At 48.7% G+C, this 20,565-nt stretch carries 17 protein-coding genes; 7 read left to right on the forward strand and 10 right to left on the reverse strand.

Going from position 1 to position 20,565, the window contains the following annotated elements:
- Positions 1 to 2: 2 nt before the first annotated feature.
- The 3 genes from ACFQO0_RS09690 to ACFQO0_RS09700 all read left to right on the forward strand — a co-directional run bounded on the left by ACFQO0_RS09690 (position 3) and on the right by ACFQO0_RS09700 (position 2,573).
- Entirely contained in the window at positions 3 to 344 is a 342-nt protein-coding gene (locus ACFQO0_RS09690; RefSeq protein ID WP_041296392.1) for a carboxymuconolactone decarboxylase family protein, read from the forward strand.
- A 51-nt stretch (positions 345 to 395) separates the two neighbouring features.
- Positions 396 to 1,091: a cupin domain-containing protein gene (locus tag ACFQO0_RS09695; RefSeq protein ID WP_012078777.1), complete on the forward strand. Its 696-nt coding sequence runs from the start codon at positions 396 to 398 to the stop codon at positions 1,089 to 1,091.
- A gap of 381 nt (positions 1,092 to 1,472) precedes the next feature.
- A complete protein-coding gene (locus tag ACFQO0_RS09700) occupies positions 1,473 to 2,573 on the forward strand; it encodes a flavin monoamine oxidase family protein (RefSeq protein ID WP_041296391.1) in 1,101 nt (366 codons plus the stop codon).
- A 110-nt stretch (positions 2,574 to 2,683) separates the two neighbouring features.
- Here the strand turns inward: ACFQO0_RS09700 and ACFQO0_RS09705 are convergent, their stop codons facing one another.
- From ACFQO0_RS09705 to ACFQO0_RS09745, 9 genes are all read right to left on the reverse strand, one after another.
- Positions 2,684 to 2,881, reverse strand: coding sequence for a hypothetical protein (locus ACFQO0_RS09705; protein WP_041296390.1), 198 nt, complete (start codon positions 2,879 to 2,881; stop codon positions 2,684 to 2,686).
- Positions 2,882 to 2,903: 22 nt separating this feature from the next.
- Positions 2,904 to 5,648: a bifunctional diguanylate cyclase/phosphodiesterase gene (locus ACFQO0_RS09710; protein ID WP_012078775.1), complete on the reverse strand. Its 2,745-nt coding sequence runs from the start codon at positions 5,646 to 5,648 to the stop codon at positions 2,904 to 2,906.
- A gap of 19 nt (positions 5,649 to 5,667) precedes the next feature.
- Entirely contained in the window at positions 5,668 to 7,389 is a 1,722-nt protein-coding gene (locus ACFQO0_RS09715; RefSeq protein ID WP_012078774.1) for a methyl-accepting chemotaxis protein, read from the reverse strand.
- A 244-nt stretch (positions 7,390 to 7,633) separates the two neighbouring features.
- On the reverse strand, positions 7,634 to 8,263 hold the full coding sequence (locus ACFQO0_RS09720; RefSeq protein ID WP_012078773.1) for a response regulator: 630 nt from the start codon (positions 8,261 to 8,263) through the stop codon (positions 7,634 to 7,636).
- A 5-nt stretch (positions 8,264 to 8,268) separates the two neighbouring features.
- Positions 8,269 to 10,179: a PAS domain-containing protein gene (locus ACFQO0_RS09725; protein WP_083757410.1), complete on the reverse strand. Its 1,911-nt coding sequence runs from the start codon at positions 10,177 to 10,179 to the stop codon at positions 8,269 to 8,271.
- A 141-nt stretch (positions 10,180 to 10,320) separates the two neighbouring features.
- Entirely contained in the window at positions 10,321 to 10,881 is a 561-nt protein-coding gene (locus ACFQO0_RS09730; RefSeq protein WP_012078771.1) for a chlorite dismutase family protein, read from the reverse strand.
- Between the two features lie 9 nt (positions 10,882 to 10,890).
- Positions 10,891 to 12,525: a methyl-accepting chemotaxis protein gene (locus ACFQO0_RS09735; RefSeq protein WP_382234138.1), complete on the reverse strand. Its 1,635-nt coding sequence runs from the start codon at positions 12,523 to 12,525 to the stop codon at positions 10,891 to 10,893.
- 323 nt (positions 12,526 to 12,848) lie between these two features.
- Positions 12,849 to 13,487: an NrsF family protein gene (locus ACFQO0_RS09740; RefSeq protein WP_012078769.1), complete on the reverse strand. Its 639-nt coding sequence runs from the start codon at positions 13,485 to 13,487 to the stop codon at positions 12,849 to 12,851.
- Positions 13,484 to 14,062 carry a sigma-70 family RNA polymerase sigma factor gene (locus tag ACFQO0_RS09745; protein ID WP_012078768.1) on the reverse strand — a complete coding sequence of 193 codons (579 nt, stop codon included), beginning with the start codon at positions 14,060 to 14,062 and terminating at the stop codon, positions 13,484 to 13,486. The genes ACFQO0_RS09740 and ACFQO0_RS09745 overlap by 4 nt, the downstream gene beginning before the upstream one ends.
- Positions 14,063 to 14,181: 119 nt before the next feature.
- Between ACFQO0_RS09745 and ACFQO0_RS09750 the strand changes: the two genes are divergently transcribed.
- Together ACFQO0_RS09750 and ACFQO0_RS09755 are read left to right on the forward strand one after the other, a co-directional pair.
- Positions 14,182 to 14,970: a DUF1223 domain-containing protein gene (locus ACFQO0_RS09750; protein WP_012078767.1), complete on the forward strand. Its 789-nt coding sequence runs from the start codon at positions 14,182 to 14,184 to the stop codon at positions 14,968 to 14,970.
- A gap of 249 nt (positions 14,971 to 15,219) precedes the next feature.
- Positions 15,220 to 16,095 (forward strand): HD-GYP domain-containing protein, encoded by an 876-nt coding sequence (locus tag ACFQO0_RS09755; RefSeq protein ID WP_012078766.1) that lies wholly within the window; start codon positions 15,220 to 15,222, stop codon positions 16,093 to 16,095.
- Positions 16,096 to 16,668: 573 nt separating this feature from the next.
- Here the strand turns inward: ACFQO0_RS09755 and ACFQO0_RS09760 are convergent.
- Positions 16,669 to 18,321 carry a sigma-54 interaction domain-containing protein gene (locus tag ACFQO0_RS09760; protein WP_012078765.1) on the reverse strand — a complete coding sequence of 551 codons (1,653 nt, stop codon included), beginning with the start codon at positions 18,319 to 18,321 and terminating at the stop codon, positions 16,669 to 16,671.
- A 341-nt stretch (positions 18,322 to 18,662) separates the two neighbouring features.
- On the opposite strand from ACFQO0_RS09760, the gene ACFQO0_RS09765 reads away from it, so the two are divergent.
- Together ACFQO0_RS09765 and ACFQO0_RS09770 are read left to right on the forward strand one after the other, a co-directional pair.
- Positions 18,663 to 19,028 (forward strand): DUF485 domain-containing protein, encoded by a 366-nt coding sequence (locus ACFQO0_RS09765; protein ID WP_012078764.1) that lies wholly within the window; start codon positions 18,663 to 18,665, stop codon positions 19,026 to 19,028.
- Complete coding sequence (locus ACFQO0_RS09770) at positions 19,025 to 20,551, forward strand: solute symporter family protein (protein ID WP_012078763.1); 1,527 nt, start codon at positions 19,025 to 19,027, stop codon at positions 20,549 to 20,551. The genes ACFQO0_RS09765 and ACFQO0_RS09770 overlap by 4 nt, the downstream gene beginning before the upstream one ends.
- Positions 20,552 to 20,565: the final 14 nt, after the last annotated feature.

Below are 20,565 nucleotides of genomic sequence, written 5' to 3' on the forward strand. Positions count from 1 at the left end.
TAATGATCATGGACTGGAATAACTACAGAGACCAACTCTTGGCTCGCGTCGGTGAATTTGCAAAATTAAGCCCTGATACCGTACGCGGCTTGCAAGTGATGGAGACCGCCGGAATAAAAACAGGTCATCTTGAACCCAAGATGCATGAGTTGATCGCACTAGCGGTCGCTGTTACAACGCGTTGCGACGGATGTATTGCGGTGCACACCCAAGCAGCAGTGAAACATGGCGCGTCAAGAGAAGAGATTGCTGAGGCGCTGGGCGTTGCGATAGCACTGAACGCGGGCGCGGCAGTTACCTATTCCGCTCGCGTATTGGACGCCTTTTCAGCACTCGAAAATTAAAAAACCTAACGCTGGCGCATTTGTGCCAGCGTCTCACTTGACTACAAATTTATGTTGGTTAACGCTGATTTTTCCGAACGCGTGGCGATTCATTCCACAGAAATGGAATGGATTACTTCGCCACAAAGCGGAGTCAAGCGAGTAATGCTAGACCGCATCGGAGGTGAAGTAGCCCGTGCGACCAGTCTAGTTCGGTACGATAAAAATTCACGCTTTCCGCGCCACACGCATCCGCTTGGCGAAGAAGTCTTGGTACTGGATGGCGTGTTCTCCGACGACAGCGGTGATTATCCAGAAGGTTGGTACCTACGAAACCCGCCAAAATCTTCGCACCTGCCGTCCAGCATTGACGGCACGTTGATATTCGTAAAGCTAATGCAAATGTCTCTAGAGGAGCGCAGGCCCGTCCGCATCAATACGCGAGATCCAGCCATGTGGCACGTCCACCAAAATCAACTGGTGTGCCCCTTATTTTCTAATGAGCAAGAACAGGTCATGTTGGTACAAATCCCTGAAAGTAGCAGTGGCGAAGAAATGTATGACTTCGGCGCAGAAATTCTTGTACTTCAAGGCCAGATGAGGGATCAATACGACGAGTATTCTGCTGGAACATGGTTACGACTACCACCCCGGTCTATTCAGACGTGGACTAGCGGCGCAGGAGGCGCGCTGATTTACCGTAAATCGGGACATTTGAAAGATCTACCAACCGACAAGTTGAGCCATGAATTCGAAGATATCTTCTAAAAAAACGATGATGCTTGCATGGGCGGGCTCCAATTTGGGCGCCGCCTTGGTGACGCAATTCGGGCATTCAGCTATCGGTCTGTCCCATTCTGGTAAATCAATGCAGTCCTCTCTCTACACAGCACTAAAGCGCGACCTAATAAATCCTCCGGAGGTGGTCGCGCCGGCCGGAGCGTTCCACCTTCACGGCGTTTATGTCTGTCGCGTTGTACGCGACAGACTAATGGCTTCGAATAACCGGCGACTAACGCATGCGGACGTGAATATTGGATGCTTATCGCATTCGTCACAAATCGCGGATAAATATTGGCGTCTTGCGCATCAAAGTCACTCTCCGTGGGCACGCGAACTGAGCCTGTGCCCGTCCGCGGAGCGCTCTTAATGGGCAATATTCGCGTGGGAATCTTGGGTGGCGGCCTGAGCGGCTTGTATGCCGCTTACTTACTAGAGCGGCACAGGGTCGATTACTTTGTATTGGAAGCGCGTACCAGATTGGGCGGCCGTATTCTCTCTAACGTCGATGGGTCCGGAAGGGCAAGCGCGGCTCGTTTCGACCTTGGTGCGACGTGGTATTGGCCGCCGCTCCAACCTGCCATGAACAACCTGATCGAACAACTAGGGCTGCGCACACTTCCACAATACGATATGGGCGATATCGTATTGGAGCACTCACGTCACCAGATACCAATCAGACAGGCCGCAGCTGGCCTTGCCGAAGGCTCGATGCGGATCGCCGGAGGTACTGCGACTTTGGTTGACAGACTGGCCGCTGACCTTCCTCGCGAAAAGCTATTCCTGAGCCATCAAGCTGAGTCGATTAGACTAGATTCACATCGCATCAATATCAAAGCCATAAATGGACTTGCCAAGCCAAAAACATTCGACGCAACCCATGTATTGTTGGCCATACCACCGCGACTGATGGCGCAAAACCTTGCATTTGAGCCTGCAATCGATCGACATTTGCTCCAAAGCTGGAAAGGCACAAATACATGGATGGCTTCTCATGCAAAGTTTGTTGCTGTCTACGAGCAGCCATTTTGGCGGGAAAATGGATTATCGGGCATGGCGCGCAGCACAGTTGGTCCGCTTGTGGAGATTCATGATGCAAGCGATATCAACAAAACAGCAGCGCTGTTTGGATTTTTTGGCTGGCAAGCAAATTCCCGCCGATTACTGAATGAGGAAGCACTAATTGCGCAATGCATTGCGCAATTAGTACGGCTATTTGGGCATCAGGCGGCACAAACCAGAGCAAAACTTTTCAAGGACTGGGCGCAAGATCCGATGACCGCAACGCAGGCCGATCAGTTTTCCTTCGGACATTCTGATGCAGATTCGTTGAAGCCCAAAGATATTTGGGCGGATCGATTGCGACTGATTGGCAGTGAGGCATCGACGACATTTCCTGGATACTTGGCTGGTGCATTAGAAGCCGCCGAAACCGGCGTCCAGTCCCTTCTCTCTTCTCACGAAACGTAGCAGCGGTGTACCGACCCGAATACAGGAGATTCTTTGGCCATTACATACTTTGATTCGATATTGATGTATGCCGCAGATCATTGCAACTAGAGGTCAGATAATTTGGGTATTCACCGGCCATTTTTCTTCATGGCATCAGAAATAATTCCAGTGCTTATATCCTTTATCTCGGCGGCGTAGGCGTCATCCGTCTCCAGCCGCTTGTTCATCACATCATCAAGTAGGTTATACATGTTATGAGTCAAATGAGCGATCTCATGATTGAGCTTAAGGAGTAGTTCCAATTGTTTGGGATTAATTTTACTCATGCCGAATGCGAATGTCGAAAAGTTAATTCAATTGTTCAAGCAGAATCGATTGATCCAACAATCGCGGTACGTCACTTGACGGAATTGGTTTCGATACAAGATAGCCTTGAATTTCGTCACATCCGAGTTGCTGTAGAACGCGCAACTGTTCAATCGTTTCAACACCTTCAGCTACCACCCTCATCTTCAGTACTTTTGCCATTGAGACAATGGAACTAAAAAATATCTCCCCCCCCTTGCCATTGCAAATCTGAGACGTGAATGCACGATCGACTTTCAGTACGTCCATATTGAATTTATAAAGTAAAGATAACGACGAGTAACCGGTACCGAAGTCGTCGACGTGAATTTGAATCCCAAGTGCGCTGATGGAACTAATTTCTCCACGAACTTGTTCAAAATTTCCCATCATTGCCGACTCGGTTAGTTCTATTTCTATAAATCTTGGATCCACGGCATATTTATTCAGACAACTTGCAATGAATTCGCTGACATTGCCTTCATCAAACTGCCGGGCAGAGACATTAACGGACACCGGTACAACTGCTAGTTTTTGGAATTGCCATGCAGCGATTTGACAAAACACCTTTTCCATCACTAGTCTTCCCAATGGAAGAATCATGCCGGTACTTTCAGCCAACGGGATGAAGTGATCGGGCGCAATCAATCCCCGTTCTGGGTGCGCCCATCGAACCAGCGCTTCCATACCAACCATGCGGCCTGTCTGTGCTTCTACACGGGGCTGGTAATAAACGATGAAATGGTCCTCTTGAATTGCCCGGGCCAACTGGCGTTCGCCATCAACTCGTAATTCAATCTCTTCGTACAATTTTTTATCGTAGACGCGGACCTTATTCTTACCATCGGCCTTTGCAGAATACATAGCGATATCGGCGTTCTTCAATAATGTTTCTGCATCGCGCCCATCGAACGGATATCTACTGATTCCCATTGACGCACTGATTGTCAGCATTTTTTGCTGAATTTCGAATGGCTGATTAAACGTTTGCATGATCCGGTTTGCGATTAAAGAAATATCCTCTTGCAACGGTAAGGATTCGAGCAGGAGTGTGAACTCGTCTCCGCCTAATCGTACAACGCTATCACCAGGCCGAAGAACAGACTCAAGACGAGACGCGACAACCTGCAGTAAGCTATCCCCGGAAGAATGTCCCAACGTATCATTAATATTCTTAAAATCATCCAGATCGATAAATAGAACCGCTAGTGAATCTTGTTTCTCATTTGCCTCGTTTAATGCTTTGGGCAAATGATTCATGAGCCAGTACCGGTTCGGAAGGTTTGTGAGGGTGTCTTTTGTTGCGAGACGATGTAATTCCTCTTCGTGAGCTTTGCGGTCACTGACATCTCTGAAAGTCACCGCAAGACCATCTTCACAACGGAGCATGCGCTTGTGTATCCAACCTTGATTGTGGGCCTGCATCTCGAAGTCGTCTTCGTAAAAACCTTTTTCCATCGCAATCCGAGATTGCTGCATCAGGGTATATAAGTAGCCCCTAATAAATTCGACCGTTGACAATTGGGTGTTCAAAAGTTTTTCTTTGCTTGTCCCAAAAAATGTCGCTCCACGTTCATTACAATCTATGATTTCAAAATCAACAAGATAACCATTCCGATCCTGAATCGCGCTCCAAATGTAATACCCCTCATTGCCAAATTCCGTCGCAATCCTATAGGTGTTACGAACAGCATCGAGTCGATGTGATTTCCATGCAAGCCGTAACGACATAACAACAGCAATGACGGCAAATACAAAAAGAAAAGTTGTAATAGCAATTGCAGCATTACGAATTGTGTCTCTATGAACGGTATAACGAGCAAGCACTGAGTCCTGGCTCATTCCAACGATAGCAAAAAACGGATAGCCATTCAAACTAGAAGAAGCCACATAACGTGATTTTTTGTCGTGAAACCATTTTCTACCGTCCAATAACACAGGGACAGTCTGCTGAGGTGTCATCGCAAAAATGGGCGCTAGGGACGACGGTTTTGATTCACTCTCCTTTGCCACACGCACCACCCTATCCATTCCCACCAATGCCTGCAACCCGCCTTGTCCCAGAACAGGTGTATTCGCAAACGAGAAAAAATAATCCGGCGTGACAGAAGCGACGATCATGCCATTGAAATTTCCCTTGGCATCCTGCAACCTTCGGGTAATTCGCACAACAGTTCGTCCTGAAATTTTCCCTTCGGAAGGCATGCCAATATGAAGATCATTTGATTCATGAGAACGATGATAGTCGTAGGCATCACTATCTCCCCAAGACGTACGATTATCAAACGGAAATGAACTTGTTATTGGCGCTCCATGCCGATTCACGATAGTAATTGCCGCAGAATACTTAAAGTTGAACACGCCATTTCGCGCGGGTTCCTCCAGTCTGTACGCGCCACGAGATTTTTCCCAGTCGTACTTTACTTGCAGTGTCAATTGATCAAGTCTCTCGATGGTTCGGGTCAAATATTCCGCGTAAGACCTTGAAAGTAACTCGACATCTTTAAGCGCATTTTGCTCAATATTCTTCTTTTCTCTATTGAGCTCAGAAGAGACACCTATCCATAACAGAACGCCAAGAATCAAAATGACTGTAAACCACACCAATGGAAAATGAATATTTCTTGCAAAAAAACGGGCGCGATCGGCATGCCGAATCTTGTTCCAAGAACGTATTCCTGTTGAACTACAGCTCACCAACGAATATGCCACAGCAAGATGGGCATGGTTTATAAAATCCGGCTTCATTAAAATATGAACATCCAGCCTAAAACTGTGCCCACTCACCTCCAACGGCAACTGGAAGTAAATTTTTTTGATTTGGCACAGAGCCGGACTTCACGCCGTCTGTCGCAACTTGGTCACTTCCTCTCGACGTCACCGACGTTAATTTCGTCATCCCATTGAGATTCAATTGTGAAGCCATTGGCATCATGTGCTGCGTATTGTCTAACTTGAAGACCCTGACAACTTTTGACAGATTCTCTGCTTGCTCACGAAGAGAAGCTGCAGCAGCAGCAGCTTCTTCGACTAATGCGGCGTTTTGTTGTGTCACCTGATCCATCTGAGCGATAGCCTGATTCACCTGTTCGATACCAGCACTCTGTTCCTCGGAAGCCGCGGTAATCTCCGCCATAATGCTCGTTACCTGCTGCACGCTAATCACAATCTCTTTCATTGTTCTGCCTGCTTCTTCCACCAGAAGACTACCCGCATCAATTTTTTGCACCGAGCTGCCGATGAGAATACGAATATCTTTTGCTGCTGCACTCGATCGCTGAGCGAGATTACGTACCTCAGTAGCGACCACCGCAAATCCGCGGCCTTGTTCGCCAGCACGTGCAGCTTCCACCGCAGCATTTAACGCTAGGATATTGGTTTGAAACGCAATCCCATCAATGACGCCGATAATGTCCGATATTTTTCTGGACGAGCCATTAATAAACCCCATAGTCTCGACAACCTGAGCAACGACGACGCCCCCACGACTCGCCGCATCTGACGCATTCAGTGCAAGCTTATTTGCCTGCCGTGCATTGTCGAAGTTGTGTTTGACCGTCGATGTTAGCTCCTCCATTGATGAAGCTGTTTGCTCCAGGGAAGAAGCCTGCTCCTCTGTCCTCGCTGAAAGGTCGAGATTGCCGGTAGCAATTTCAGCAGAAGCCGTTGCAATGGTCTCTGTTCCATGTCGTACCTGCGTAACTATGCTTACAAGATTGTCATTCATATCTTTAAGAGCATGCAGGAGTTGACCGGACTCATCAGCTGTTGTTATTTCAATGTGACTGGTTAGGTCTCCCAATGCCACCGTGTTTGCGACATTCATCGCAGAGATAATTGGGCGAGAAATTGATCGCGTAATGACCCATGCGATTACAATTCCAAGTATCAGCGCAACACCAGAAAGCGCTCCCATATAAAGCTGCGAATTTTCATATGTAGCTGTCGCGGCGACGGCATCCGCTTCGTTTGCATGTTTTTGAAGTTGAATACTTTGATCTAATGCTTGTTGCCAAGCTTGGTTAAGCGGTTCCGCAGTTTTAATCAAAAGCGCGCTTGCTTCTTCGTCCTTGTTACCTCTAGCAAATTCAATAATTTGATCGTTAACTACACGTGCGTCTGCTTGAGCTCCTTTTATTTTTTCTCTCAACACACGTTCTACTTCGAGAGCAGGTTTTTTCTCAAGTACCAAAATTGCAGCATCGTATTTACTGCGCGCATCTACGACTTTCTTTATCTCGAGAACCATCTCACTTTCGTTGCGCATTAAAACAAGGGTCCCCATACTGTGGGAAACGATATGCACCGACTCCGACATATCTTGAAGTAAGTTCATTTTATGAACATTGTCATCAATAATTGTGTTCAGCCGTTTTTGGATATTCTGCATGCCATTTACGCCGCACGCAGTTAGAGCCGCCATAAGCGCTAGGACCAGAAAAAAGCCAATGGTCAGGCGCGTTCCGATCTTCAGATTTGAAAATTTCATTCTTCTATCCCGTAAGATTGCGTATAAATGAACATCGACCAGGCATTTTTTACATGGTCGCGTCGTACGCCAACAATCAGAAATGGGAGGTCAAATCGACATGGGAGTGCCGACGCAGACCAATTGCCCCTGACGACTGGCAGCAGCAATCGTCGGACAAACTGAAGAACTAAAACATCAGGCAATGATGATTTATGTGTAGGAATTTTCCGAATATGGATCGTTAGGGGCGTCGAGACACAATTTACTCGAGCATTCCGTGGGCTATCGCATATCTAATCAGCTGTGAAACGTTTTCGCATTTCATCTTCTCCATCAATCTGGTCTTATGGGTGCTGACTGTTTTGTTGCTAATCGAGAGTTCATCCGCTATTTCATTGACGCCACGGCCATGTACCAGCAATTGAAAAATTTCGTATTCCCGAGTGGAGAGCAGTTCATGCGAAGGTCTGGCTCTGGTGCCATGGTCAAACAACATTTCCTCAGCGAGCCCACGGCTGATGAATCTGCCACCCTCAGCAACTCGATGGATTGCATCGATCAATGTCTGCGGGTCCGTGTCCTTTGTTATGTACCCAGATGCCCCGGCATCTAGTGCCCTTCTTGCAAACTGAACCTCGTCATGCATGCTTAGTACAAGGATGTTTGGCGCTGTTTTTTGGGACCGGATGTGATGGATCAATGTTGCACCGCTAATTCCCGGCATCGTCATATCCAGCAAGATGAGATCAACGTCAGTTCGACGTAACAACTCAAAAACTTGGGGCCCTGTAGAGGCTTCTGCAACTACATCAATTCCTCCGACAACCGAAAAAAGATGCTTCAGTCCTTCGCGCATCAATGCGTGGTCATCTGCCATTAGAATACGCAACATTTATTTCACTCCGTTGTCGGGATATTTACCCGGATAGTTGTACCTTGGCCTTCTTCGCTCTCAATTTCTACTTTTCCACCCAGAATCAACACGCGCTCCTTTATTCCCATAAGACCAAAAGAGTTAAATGGAACGTTGGTTGTATTGAATCCCCGACCATCATCGCGAATAGCTAGGAGACACATTCCATCCTTGTGACTAAGATTAACGTCAACGTTACAAGCTTCGGCATGACGTGAGATGTTTCTCAGCGACTCCTGAGCAATGCGAAAAATTGCCGTGGCAGATCGATCACTCAAGATCAAATTCTCGTCATGAATATGAAGCCGACAAGAAATTTCTTTATGCGTGGAAAAATCCTTCACCAACCATTCCAAAGCCTGAACGATACCCATGTCCAAAGCCGTCGGACGCAACGCCGTAATAACATTGCGCGCTATTTTAATAGTTGCGTCTAGACGCTCAATCATGGTTTCCGCTTGCCCACTAAATGCCGAGCTTAGATGACCGAACTCCAATTTCATTACTGATACATTCATCCGCAGCGCAGAAAGATGCTGAGCGAGATCGTCATGTAGTTCTCTTGCAATATGTTTACGTTCATCCTCGATAGAGGTTTCACTGCGATCCGCCAATTGACGTAGAAGCTTCTGAGATTGCCTCAATTGATTTTCGGCCTCTATGATCGATGTGATATTGCGACTAATCGCCAAAACGCTTTCAGCCTCGCCTTTCGAGTCGAACTCGGCCACAGCGTGGACGGCAAAAAACACGATGCCCCCATCAGGTCGAGTCCACCGGCCACTAACCTCCGCTGGCTGTCCAGTAGTCATCACACTTCTGAGTATCGCCCGATACTCATCCACTGTCATATCGGCTCCCCAGTAGGAATCCAATGTGACATTAACTGCATCATCATATTCAACGCCCATGTTTCTGAGGTGCGCCGGATTTACATAAATTCTTTTACAGTCTCGATCGTAACGAATCACGCCATCAGGCGAATTTTCTGCCAGCGTACGAAATTCCTGTTCGCTTTTCCGCAATGAATCTTCCGCTTGACGCTGAGCCGTGATGTCGACTGTCACACCAATGTAGCCTTCGAAGTGGTCATTCCGAGAAAAAACAGGCATCCCAATCCCACGCAAAAACCGTATGCTGCCCGCCGAAAGGATAATCCTGTAATCGCATTCGAACCGCTGTTTTTTAGCTACTGCTTCTTTGACGACATTCGCTAGGAGAAGATGGTCGGTTGGATGCGCTCGACTGGAATACATTTCGAAGCAGGACATGTCTGACGATGGTTCATAACCAAAGATGCGGTAATGTTCGTCTGACCACTCAAGAGAGTGCACCTCTATATTCCAGCGCCAACTGCCCGTGCGACTTATTTTTTGTCCTTCTGTCAAAAACGCTTCGCTATAGCGAAGTGATTCGTGGATACGATTGCGCTCCGTATTCTCCATCTCTAGTTTTAAATTAACGCTTTTAAGATCATCTATTGCCAAGGCGAGTTTGTCGCTTGCGCGCTTAGCACTTCGCACTGCAGATTGCTGCGCAGCCGCAAGCCCGCCGATGAAGATCGCCGCCATCGAAAAGAAAAGAATACGAAAGGAGTGTCGTCCATTTATGACGAATGAATGCAAGGGTGTTACGAAGAAGTAATCGTAGGCCAGAACCGACAGGACGATGGAAAAGAAGCATGGTCCGGTTCCACCTACCCACGCTGTAAACATGATTGCGCATAAAAATAATGGCGTGGGTGCCGCAGAAAATTGCGGTCTCATGACAGAAAGAACGAAAAACGCTAACGCCACCGAAAAGAGAGCGGCAGCATAGCCAACAATAGTTGGCTTGTTACTTTGTGAAAGTTTAATAATCCACACTTTCTTCCCAAATGAATCAAATTTCGGCAAGATTTTTGACGCTTGCTAAGTAAAGCTGCAAGTATATAGAGCAAACTAAAACTCTGTTGAGGACAAAAAATCCCGAAAGAATCAAGACAAATAGCAACTCACGCGACAAGATAATGTATGCCTGTTTTTTTGATTTAAGGGTTAACCATTTTTCCTGGCAAGTCTTATGTCAATCTCGTGATCAATGTAAGACCATTCGTGAGTAGTACGTAACTGCGCCACTAAATCATCAAATTGAGAAGCGTCAGAAGGGCTAAATTCAAACCATGTCAAAAAATCGAATGGCTCAGGTGTTCCAATGTCGCGACAGTGGTATAGCCGCCGTGCGATAGCGGGTAAATAAGCCATGCCAATTTGAATGTGATGGGAACGTTCTTCGAGAATCTCTCGTCGCTCTTCCTGAGTGAGCAACCACCAGGAAGCATTTTTTCGAATGGGAATTAATGCAGCTAATGTTGATTCAGTACGTCCCAATCCCTCTTGCGTAGCAATCAAGCGACTCTTTTCTTCTTTAGTCACGTAACGTTCGTTGCTAGTCACTCCACGAAGAACCCAGTGAGCATGATGTCCTTGGATCGAAAATCCGTTTAGTATTGCAATGGTCTTTACTTCAGGGAGTGGTGCACCTTTAACAGCACGCATTTGCGTGACTTCCCACGCACCTGAGTCGCCTCCAACAAAACCAAAAAGTCGTTCGTTCATTCTTACTCCTTAAAATACTATTGCGGAATCATCATTACCGATGGTCAGCGGCCGTGCTTTATCAAGTATTTTCACGGCACCACGATAGTCTGGATTGGCAGTACGAAAAACTGAAACGGACTCGACAAGACGCCTAGCCTGAGCCGTGAGGCCGTTGGCGGCGTTAGCTGTTTGTTCAACCAGCGTCGCATTTTGCTGTGTAGATCGATCCATTTGCACGACTGCTAAACTAACCTGTTCGAGCCCAACCGATTGCTCCGAGGTCGCAGTCGATATCTCCTGCATCGTGCTCATGACGTTGTGAACGGATGTGACTATTTTTTGCATGGCTTTGCCAGCTTCTGTGACCTGCCCGGAACCAAGGTCAATATAAGAAGAAGACTCTCCTATCAATCCTTTCACTTCCTTTGCGGCCTGTGCGCTGCGCAATGCCAGTGACCGTACCTCTGCGGCGACGACGGCAAAACCCCGCCCTTGCACGCCCGCACGTGCGGCTTCAACCGCAGCATTAAGCGCAAGAATATTGGTCTGAAAAGCGATACCGTCAATTACGCCGACGATCTCGGATATCTTGCTAGAACTGGCTGAAACCTTCCCCATGGTCTTGACAAGGTCCGACATCATCTCGCCACCGCGAACGGCATCACCAGCAGCATCACTCGCAAGACGATTGGTTTGATGCGTGTTTTCCGCATTCTGTTTAACCGCTGCGGCCAACTCTTCAAGTGCTGATGCGGTTTCTTCCAAGGCCGAAGCCTGCTGCTCCGTTCTACTCGATAACTCGACGTTGCCTACTGCAATGTCTCGCGCACTATGGTCGACATCCTCAGTGGCCCGTCTAATTGTAGATACAGTCTGCAACAGTCCTTGTTGCATGCGCTGCAACGCGGCCAACAATGCACCAATCTCATTGTTTGAAACAACATTGACTTGCGCCGTTAAGTCACCGCCAGCGATACGATCAAAATGCGCGCCGACTTCTTTTAAAGGCTGAAGCAAAACACGATTGAAAAAGAACCAGTAGAACCCGACCAGCAACAATGAAAATACAAACATCCCGGTCGCAAGGTAGGCCGCGATCATGAATCGCCTTTCGGATTCAACACGAAGATTGTCACGTACCATTTCGGCGTGATTAATCATCTCGCGCAAAGCAGAAGCAAAAACACTATCGGCTTGTTCTGCATCGGTTGTTGCGGCCGCATAATTGTCAAGAGAGACATCGTATAGCGCTTCTTCGCGCTTACCTATTACTTCTGCGTAGCGATCGTAAGCGCGGATGACGTTCACCGAACGGTCGGCAAGATCACTATCATCTTTGATGGCTTCTCGATATCGGTCGAACGCTTTTTTACCCTCTTGAAAAGAAGCGGACGCCTTACGAGTGTAATCGTTGGCAATGACTTGGTCGCTCTTTACTAAATTGATATACGCGTTGTCCATGTTGATCAATGTGGAAAGCAGCAACCTTTCTGTGTCATGAAGAGGTTGAATTTGGCTATCAGACAATTTGATCACCGCTTCTAAAGCCTGAGCTGACTGGCGTGCATATGTCCAAGACATGAACACAGCAGTCCAAAGCGCGATAGAGAACATACCCAATACAAATAACAAGCCGGTGCGAATCTTCAGTTTTGAAAACATGATGAATTATTTGTTGGAATTGAAGAATGTATGTCGATCTCGGAATTCGAGAAGACATCAATGTCGCCGCTTTTTCCTGGCGATCTAAGGATAGTTCGCCAACGCAAGAACAATAGTTACAGTTTTTAGGAAATTAATTTCCAAGAAGATAGTAGTTAGAACTGTGCAGAGAACGCTTATTTTCGTATAAGCTGGCACAGCAAGCAGATCGAAGTTATCGAGAAAAAGAGGCCAGTCTCACCGGGTTTAGCAAAAGGTGTTGATGTAGATGCTAGAGGAGCGCAAGCGGACCTTCGTTAGAAGAACTTTCGGGGAACTACCTACTACCAAGATAATGCTCGGGGTCCGATCAAGGTGCCGATTAAGGCCGGGATTAAAATCCCCAGCAAATACCAGAAGCCGACAAACGGTGCTGCCATTTCTGGGCAGTGCAGGCAATAGACGGCGGCGGCGGCGGCGCCGGCAGTCAGGCCAGCGGCAGCGCCGGCCAGGCGCAAACGGGTCGGGGCCAGTTCACGCATCGCGCTCAAAATCGCAATAAAAATCGGGATCGACAAGCCCGAGATCACAAATGGGCATGCTTTCCACGTATCGCCCCAAAACAGTTCGGCGCGCTCGCCGGGTGCAGCAGTCATTAGCGATACGGCGGCAATGCTCCAGATAATTACGATCGGCACCGCCAGCATGGCCGGCACACGATTGGTCTTGCCGCCCGGCGACGACAAGCGACGGGCGGCAATCAAACCAATGCTGGCCAGCGCAATGACGAAAATGAACTTCATCCAGAACGCCGGCAGCATTAGCACTTGCAACAGGTTCTCGCGCACACCGAGAAACGTCATCATCAGCGCGATTGTCACCAGTAGTCCGAGCGTAATGTGCGTCGCGATTCGCAGAATAGGAATCGGCTGCGGCTTGATGTCGCCACTTGCCAACATGTTGATCAGGTCATCCGTTTTCATGATTCGTTCCGTAATTTGGCCGCCAACGTTTTCAGGCCGCGATGCACAGCAATTTTGACGTTGGATTCCGACATCTTCAACACGACAGCGGTCTCGCGCATCGACCAACCATCAACTTTGGTATGCAAAATAGCGGCGCGCTGTTGTGGTGGTAACGTTTCCAGTACCTTACTTAGATCGCGTCGTGCTTCGTGTGCATCGGCATCGGCGGTCGAGAAAATTTCATTTTCATCGTCCAACGGATCGTTTTGTGATTCGCGTCTTGCGTGTCGTCGTAACCAGTCGATCAGCTTGTACTTGGCAATAGCATACATCCACGCCGTTAGCGGCGCGCCCTTGTCATAGGTCGTACGCTGGTTGTGGATCGCCAATAGCGATTCTTGCACCAAATCTTCCACCTGATCCGGCCAGTGGCTTAGGCGTCTGCGCAAAAAAGCACGCAAATGCGTAGCCGTCATCTGTAAAAATTGACGATACGCATTTTCGCTACCGTTTAGCCCCTCCAACAATAGAGCGCGCAACCGCGTTTCAGCTTGGCTGACCGATTGCTGCTCTCCCCCCTGAATACGTTGCATTTGCACCCTTAGTTACATAGCCGTGACATTTTTTGAATATTCAAACTATTTCTTAATTAATTTGTAACCAAACCAACTCTGGTTGCGAACTAACCTCCATATCGTCGAAGGATCGCGCCATGAAACTAACCGCACTGACCATTTTTGCATGTGCACTGTACACTGCTCTGCCATCGTATGCCGGGAATACCTGCGAAGTCAAAAGTAACGTATCGACTGCCGCCCTGGTCGAACTGTACACAAGTGAAGGCTGCTCTAATTGCCCTCCCGCAGACAAACAATTGAGTCGGGTAAGAGAACTAGTGGGGCCAAGTGCAAATGTCGTTCCGCTTTCTCTGCACGTCAGCTATTGGGATTCGATTGGCTGGAAAGACGTCTTCGCGAAAAAAGCATTTGATGATCGACAAAGTGAATTGCTGGCAAACAAACAGAGCCGCGTCGTGTACACCCCACAGTTTTTTGTCAACGGCAATGAGCTACGTTCATGGCGCGACAATCTGCCGAGTGCGATACGTCAGATCAATGCGCGACCAGCACCAGTTGTCATTACACTGAAAACGTCGGCGGGCCCTAACAATACAATAATGCTGGACGCGATAGTTAAGTCGATCGATGTGAATGCAAAGATCAGTGGCGATCTATACGTTGCGATTAGCGAAAACGGATTGACATCACGGGTACTGCGCGGCGAGAACGGTGGCGTCACACTGCATCACGACAATACGGTACGACTTTGGTACGGGCCGATCCATTTATTGCAAGGTAATGCGCAATTCAAGCAAGAAGTAAAATTGCCAGTTGAATGGAATCGGCAAAACCTGAATGCCATTGCCTTTGTGCAGGACCAACGTGATGGCAATGTACTGCAAGTCGTCAGCACGGCAAAATGCATGCCGACCGCGACGTAAGGTTTGTGATAAGCGTTGCCATAGAAAAGGCGGTTTTATTTCCTCGAAAAATAGATTCTGCAAGTTAAAGGAGCCACTTGTTTGTGCAATAACTCGTTGATTAGCGTCACGAATTCGTGCCACATTTAGTACCCGCTATACAACCGATATTCATTGATCCCTCAGCTTATATCGTTCTTACCTCTCTTAGGGACCTAGAGAACGCTATGCCTATGTCATTTGGATTGTCGAAAATTTACCAGAGCTACTATGAACATACTCAGCCGCATAAGTAATTTATTTACCGATAAGTCGAATACAAACCGTAAAGATCTTTTAGTTAGCCTGTTAATTATGGCTTGGGTAGTCGAAGCCAGGGATCCATACACGGGAGGCCATCTCTGGCGCGTTTCTCGTTTCGCGCATAGGTTGGCTTTAGAGTTAGGAATGTCGGAAACCGACGCCGCACGAATCGCTATTGGCGGATTTTTGCATGACCTTGGAAAAGTTGGTATTCCCGATCAAATATTAAACAAGAAAGACAAATTAAGTGAAGAGGAGTACGACGTCATTCGTACTCATCCAGAAATCGGATGGAGAATGTTGGCGAATCATCCACTTGCTCATATTGCCGAACATGCGATCCGATTCCATCACGAGACACCTGATGGTAAAGGCTATCCTACCGGCATTCGCGGCACCGATATTCCAGTTGAGGCCAGAATTGTTGGAATATGCGACGCCTTCGACGCGATGACAAGCACCCGACCGTATCGAAAAGGTATGCCAATTGAGAAAGCACTTTCAATCATTGAATCCGAGCTTGGGCGTCAATTCGACTCTATCATAGGTGCTAAGTTCGTAGCGCTGGGAAAGCTCGGGCATTGGAATCACGTTGTGGGCCACACTGATCAGGGAATCCCGCTGCAGGTGTGCGGAATGTGCGGGCCAACGGTGGTTCTGCGCAAGGAGCAGCAAGCAGGTGAACACGTTTACTGTCGCAGCTGCGCCACCGAATTTGTCACAGAACAGCGCGATGAGGTATTAGGGATTTCTCCGACTGGTCGCAATGGTCGAGCGCAAGATTTGGAGCCAATAGCGGACTTGAAGCTTATTAAGCGTCTACTAGTAGGGGTGGCGATCTAGGATAGTATTCGCGGTTGTTTTGCACCGAAAAACTGACCACGTTTAAATCACTTTACCGTGCACGTCCGAATACATATTTTCCCATCAAAATGTGACTTCTAAAACGCTCGTTCTCGGCGAAATAATTGGCAGCTCTATCGCACTCATCGTGAGTTAGTAATTTTGGCATGACGGCATACCTTAAGCGATAGAGAACTACAAGCTTTGTCATCGAGCTCGTAGACTTTGTTGATTTGCTCGTAAAATTGACCCTCTCTAACTGATCCAGTTTCCACTGTCTAGCGAAGGCTGCGACCCGGTCATACGGCCCTTCATATCCCAACGCACACAAGTCAATGTGTATCTGTTTCAAGGTCCGACGTTGTTTACGTAACTTCGTTGCCTCAGTCTTTAACCAGGCTGAAGGCTTGAACGCGTATTTATTGAGAGAAGTCGGAGAACGTCGATCATTCCAATCTCCTATTCACTTTGGTAAGTAGAATTGTGTTCTAAACGTGGGTCAGTTTTCAATACAAATCAACACCCTAAAAAAGAGAAGACGATAAACCCCACGGCTGCTGAGCTCTGTCGGCGTCATCCGTCCTTAAGCCGCCGCACCACGGTTGATTGACTAACCTGCAAATGTTTTGCTGCCGCACGTGTGTTGCCATAGCGTTCCACAGCCTCTTTTACGATCTTGCGTTCGAAGTGTGCGGAGCGTGCCTTGATATCTAAACGTGCCAAGTCACTTTCAAGTTCGGACGAACGCAGCAAGGTCGGTAAACTATCGGACCGGATCAACGATTCCGGTGCCGTTACTACTAGCCGTTCAACCATGTTACGCAACTCGCGTACGTTTCCAGGCCAATCGTAATCTAGCAGCGCCGCTAAGGCCTGTTCCGATAATCTTTTGTCCAAATCGTATTGCGCATTGAGCTCGTCGAGATAATGCTGGATCAGAGGCAAGATATCTTCGCGCCGCTCACGCAGCGGCGGCACATGGAGTGGCACCACGTTAAGCCGATAAAACAAATCACTGCGAAACTGGCGTGCATCAACCATCGCCTGTAAATCGCGATTGGTGGCGGCGACCACCCTGACATCAACCTGTATAGGCCGTGTACCGCCCAAGCGTGTGAGCGTGCGGTCCTGTAAAACCTGCAAGAGTTTGACTTGCAAGTCCAATGGCAACTCGCCGATTTCATCCAGGAACAGCGTCCCTTTATCGGCCACTTCAATCATGCCAACCTTACCTTGACGTTGTGCCCCGGTAAAAGCACCCGCCTCGTAGCCAAACAGTTCGGACTCCAGCAAATCCCGCGGTATGGCGCCACAATTTATTTTCACGAAAGGGCCTGCGTGATGAGCACTTTCCTTGTGAATCAGGCGAGTCAGCACCTCCTTGCCGACACCAGATTCGCCACTAATTAGCACAGTCGCACTCACCTTCGCGACCTTCTGGGCAAGTGCGGTAATTTGCTGCATGCCGGGACTGCGAGTAATAAGACCGGCGATTGCAGGATTATCCATGCGTAGCTGGCTAACCTCCATTTCGAAGCGATGCAGTTTTTCCTGCGCGCGCGCCAACTCCTCCTGTAACTGAATCAGTTCGGTCGTGTCGCGCGAGTTGATGATGACCTTTCGCACTGCGCCTTGATCGTCCAATAAGGGAATGCCGGTCACCATGATGGTCTTGCCGATACTGGTTTCCTGTACCGCGCTGATACGTTGGCGACTTTCAATCACGCGCATGGCAATGACGGGATTAATCAGACCGCTGCGCTGAAATTCTGACACATGCCGACCGATCATTTCGCTCGCTGGCACGCCGTAATTGCGCTCACATCCCTCATTGACCATTAAGGTGGTGCCCGTACCATCGGCGATAAAAATTCCATCGAAAGAATTGCGATAAATCTCCCGAAAGTCTTGATACATCTGCTCCAGCTGCTCCATCTGCGGCGCGAACTTCACTGCGGCGGCAGTGGGCCACAATAACAGCGCTTCCCTGTCTTCAAGCACTCCACATTCCACCTGATATTGATCTCCATCCACTTCAAGCATGCCTACTGGTGCTACACCACCATGAAACCATTCGACAAGTGCTGGAACGTCGGTCGATGCAAGGTTGGAATGACGGGTGCTGAGGAAATCATTGAACCACACAGATCCATCTCGCTGGCGCGCAATGATACCGATGGGTAGGCACGACAACAGGGCGGCAAGGGCATGAGGTGATGGCGACATGAGATATCCAAAGTAAGAGCGAATCTCCAAAGCACTCAGATTCGCGATTGAACCAATTATGAATCAATTTTAAAAAATTTGGAAAATCGAAATTTCATTCTAAAAATTTATTAGTTGTAAACAGAAATGATCTATATAAGCCAAACTGATTCTAAAATGAATCAAATCGATTCATATATGACTCAGAATTTAGTATTTTCGTCCAAAATTCTGCTTAATTTTTAGTTTTTTCCTTATAAATCAATTACTTGAATATTTGGCACGAAGGATGCTAAAGAAAAGTGCTATCAGTCGCCCGTTAGAGGCACGAGAGGCATAACTTCATATCAGGAGACACGAAAATGGCTGCAAACTTGGTACTCAAGGAACGCGAACTTCTCAGCGCTTCCCGTCACACCCTACGCCGGCAATCTTGTAGTTCGCCTGGATTCCGCGACTTAGTACAGACAAAGAAACGCATCGTGGCCCCTCTCCTAGTAGTCAGCCTAGGGTTCTTTTTCTGCCTCACGTTGCTCGCCGGATTCGCCAAGCCGCTGATGTCCACCAAGCTGGCTGGATCCTTCAACATCGGGTTCCTTCTCATCCTAGTAGCCTATTTGGTCTGCTGGGTGACTGCCGTTTTATATGTGAGGGCGGCCAATCAGATCTTCGACAAAAAGGTAGCAGCGATCATGGATGCCGAGCCTAAAGGGAGCAATCAATCATGAAGCTCCTTACTTTTGGAATTTTCGTATTGATCCTCTCTCTCACACTGGTAGTTACTTATTGGGCCGCTCGGCGTACCAACACTACCAGTGAGTTTTATGCGGCTGGCGGTAACCTGTCGGCCAAAGAAAACGGCTTTGCCCTTGCTGGCGACTGGATGAGTGCCGCGGCTTTCCTCGGCTTCACTGGCCTGACTGCCTTGTACGGCATGGACGGATCGCTTTATGCCGTTTCGGCACTTGCGGCCTTCCTTCTAATCTTGATGGTTGTGGCGGAACCGATTCGCAATACCGGGCGCTACACGTTGGGTGATGTGATCGCCTATCGCATGCAACGCCCGCAAGCGCGGCTCGCTGCTGTCGTCGGCACGGCGATCGTCAATCTCGCCTACATGATTCCGCAATTGGCAGGCGCTGGCGCACTGATGAAACTGCTGCTCGGTGTCCCCTACTCCACCGCCGTTATTTTTGTCGGCATCGGCATGGTGGTGTACGTGCGCTTCGGCGGCATGATCGCCACCACTTGGGTACAAATCATCAAGGCTGTACTGTTGTTGGCCACGGCCACTGTACTAGTGACGTGGCTGTTAGCGGAAGTTGGATTTAACCCGCTTAAGCTGTTCTCGATTGCGGAAGACAAATACGGTCTGCAGATGCTCGCGCCTGGCAATTACCTGAAGCATCCACTAGACGCGTTCTCCCTTTCACTCAGTCTGATCGTGGGCACTGCAGGCCTGCCACACATCATGACGCGGTTCTTTACGGTGCCTGACGCGAAGACTGCACGCAAGTCGGTCATCTGGCTGATGTTCTTGGCAGGTTCGTTCTTCCTTGCCACGACGCTCATCGGCTTTGCCGCAGCGATCTTCGTTGGTCAGGATGCGATTCGCGCAGTCGACAAAGGCGGCAACCTTGCCTTACCGCTTCTGGCACAAACCTTGGGTGGCGGCGCTGGTTCAATCGGTGGCGAGATATTCCTCGCGATCGTCTGCGCGGTCGCCTTTGCGACCATCCTCGCAGTGGTGGCAGGCCTGACCTTGGCAACATCCGGCACCGTGGCGCACGACCTCTACGTGAATGTGATCCGGCAAGGCAAGGTCAGTGAAGCCGACCAAGTGCGCGTGGCAAAACTCTCAACCTTGGCTATCGGCGCCATCGCTACGGCGCTCGGGTTGCTGGCTGAAGGCGTGAACGTCGCTGTGCTGGTGATTCTCGCCATTTCCATCGCGGCGTCGGCAAATTTTCCGGTCATTGTGTTGTCGCTATTCTGGCGGCGTTTCAATACTGCTGGCGTCATCGGCGGCATCACAGTCGGCCTCGTATCTGCTGCAGGGCTGGCGTTTATCGGCCCCGCATTCATGGGCAAGGCAGCGATTTTCCCGATCGTGAATCCAACCATCCTCAGCCTGCCACTTGGCTTGCTGGGGGCAGTGGTGGGCACCTTCCTCGGCGGTCGTGATCTGGCCAATGAAGAACGCTTCGAAGAGGTTTTATATCACGCACAAACCGGCGCAGAAATTCACTAATCGTCCATTTTTAT

Origin of the sequence: Herminiimonas aquatilis, from assembly GCF_042665175.1 — a bacterium.
GTDB lineage: Bacteria > Pseudomonadota > Gammaproteobacteria > Burkholderiales > Burkholderiaceae_D > Oxalicibacterium > Oxalicibacterium aquatilis.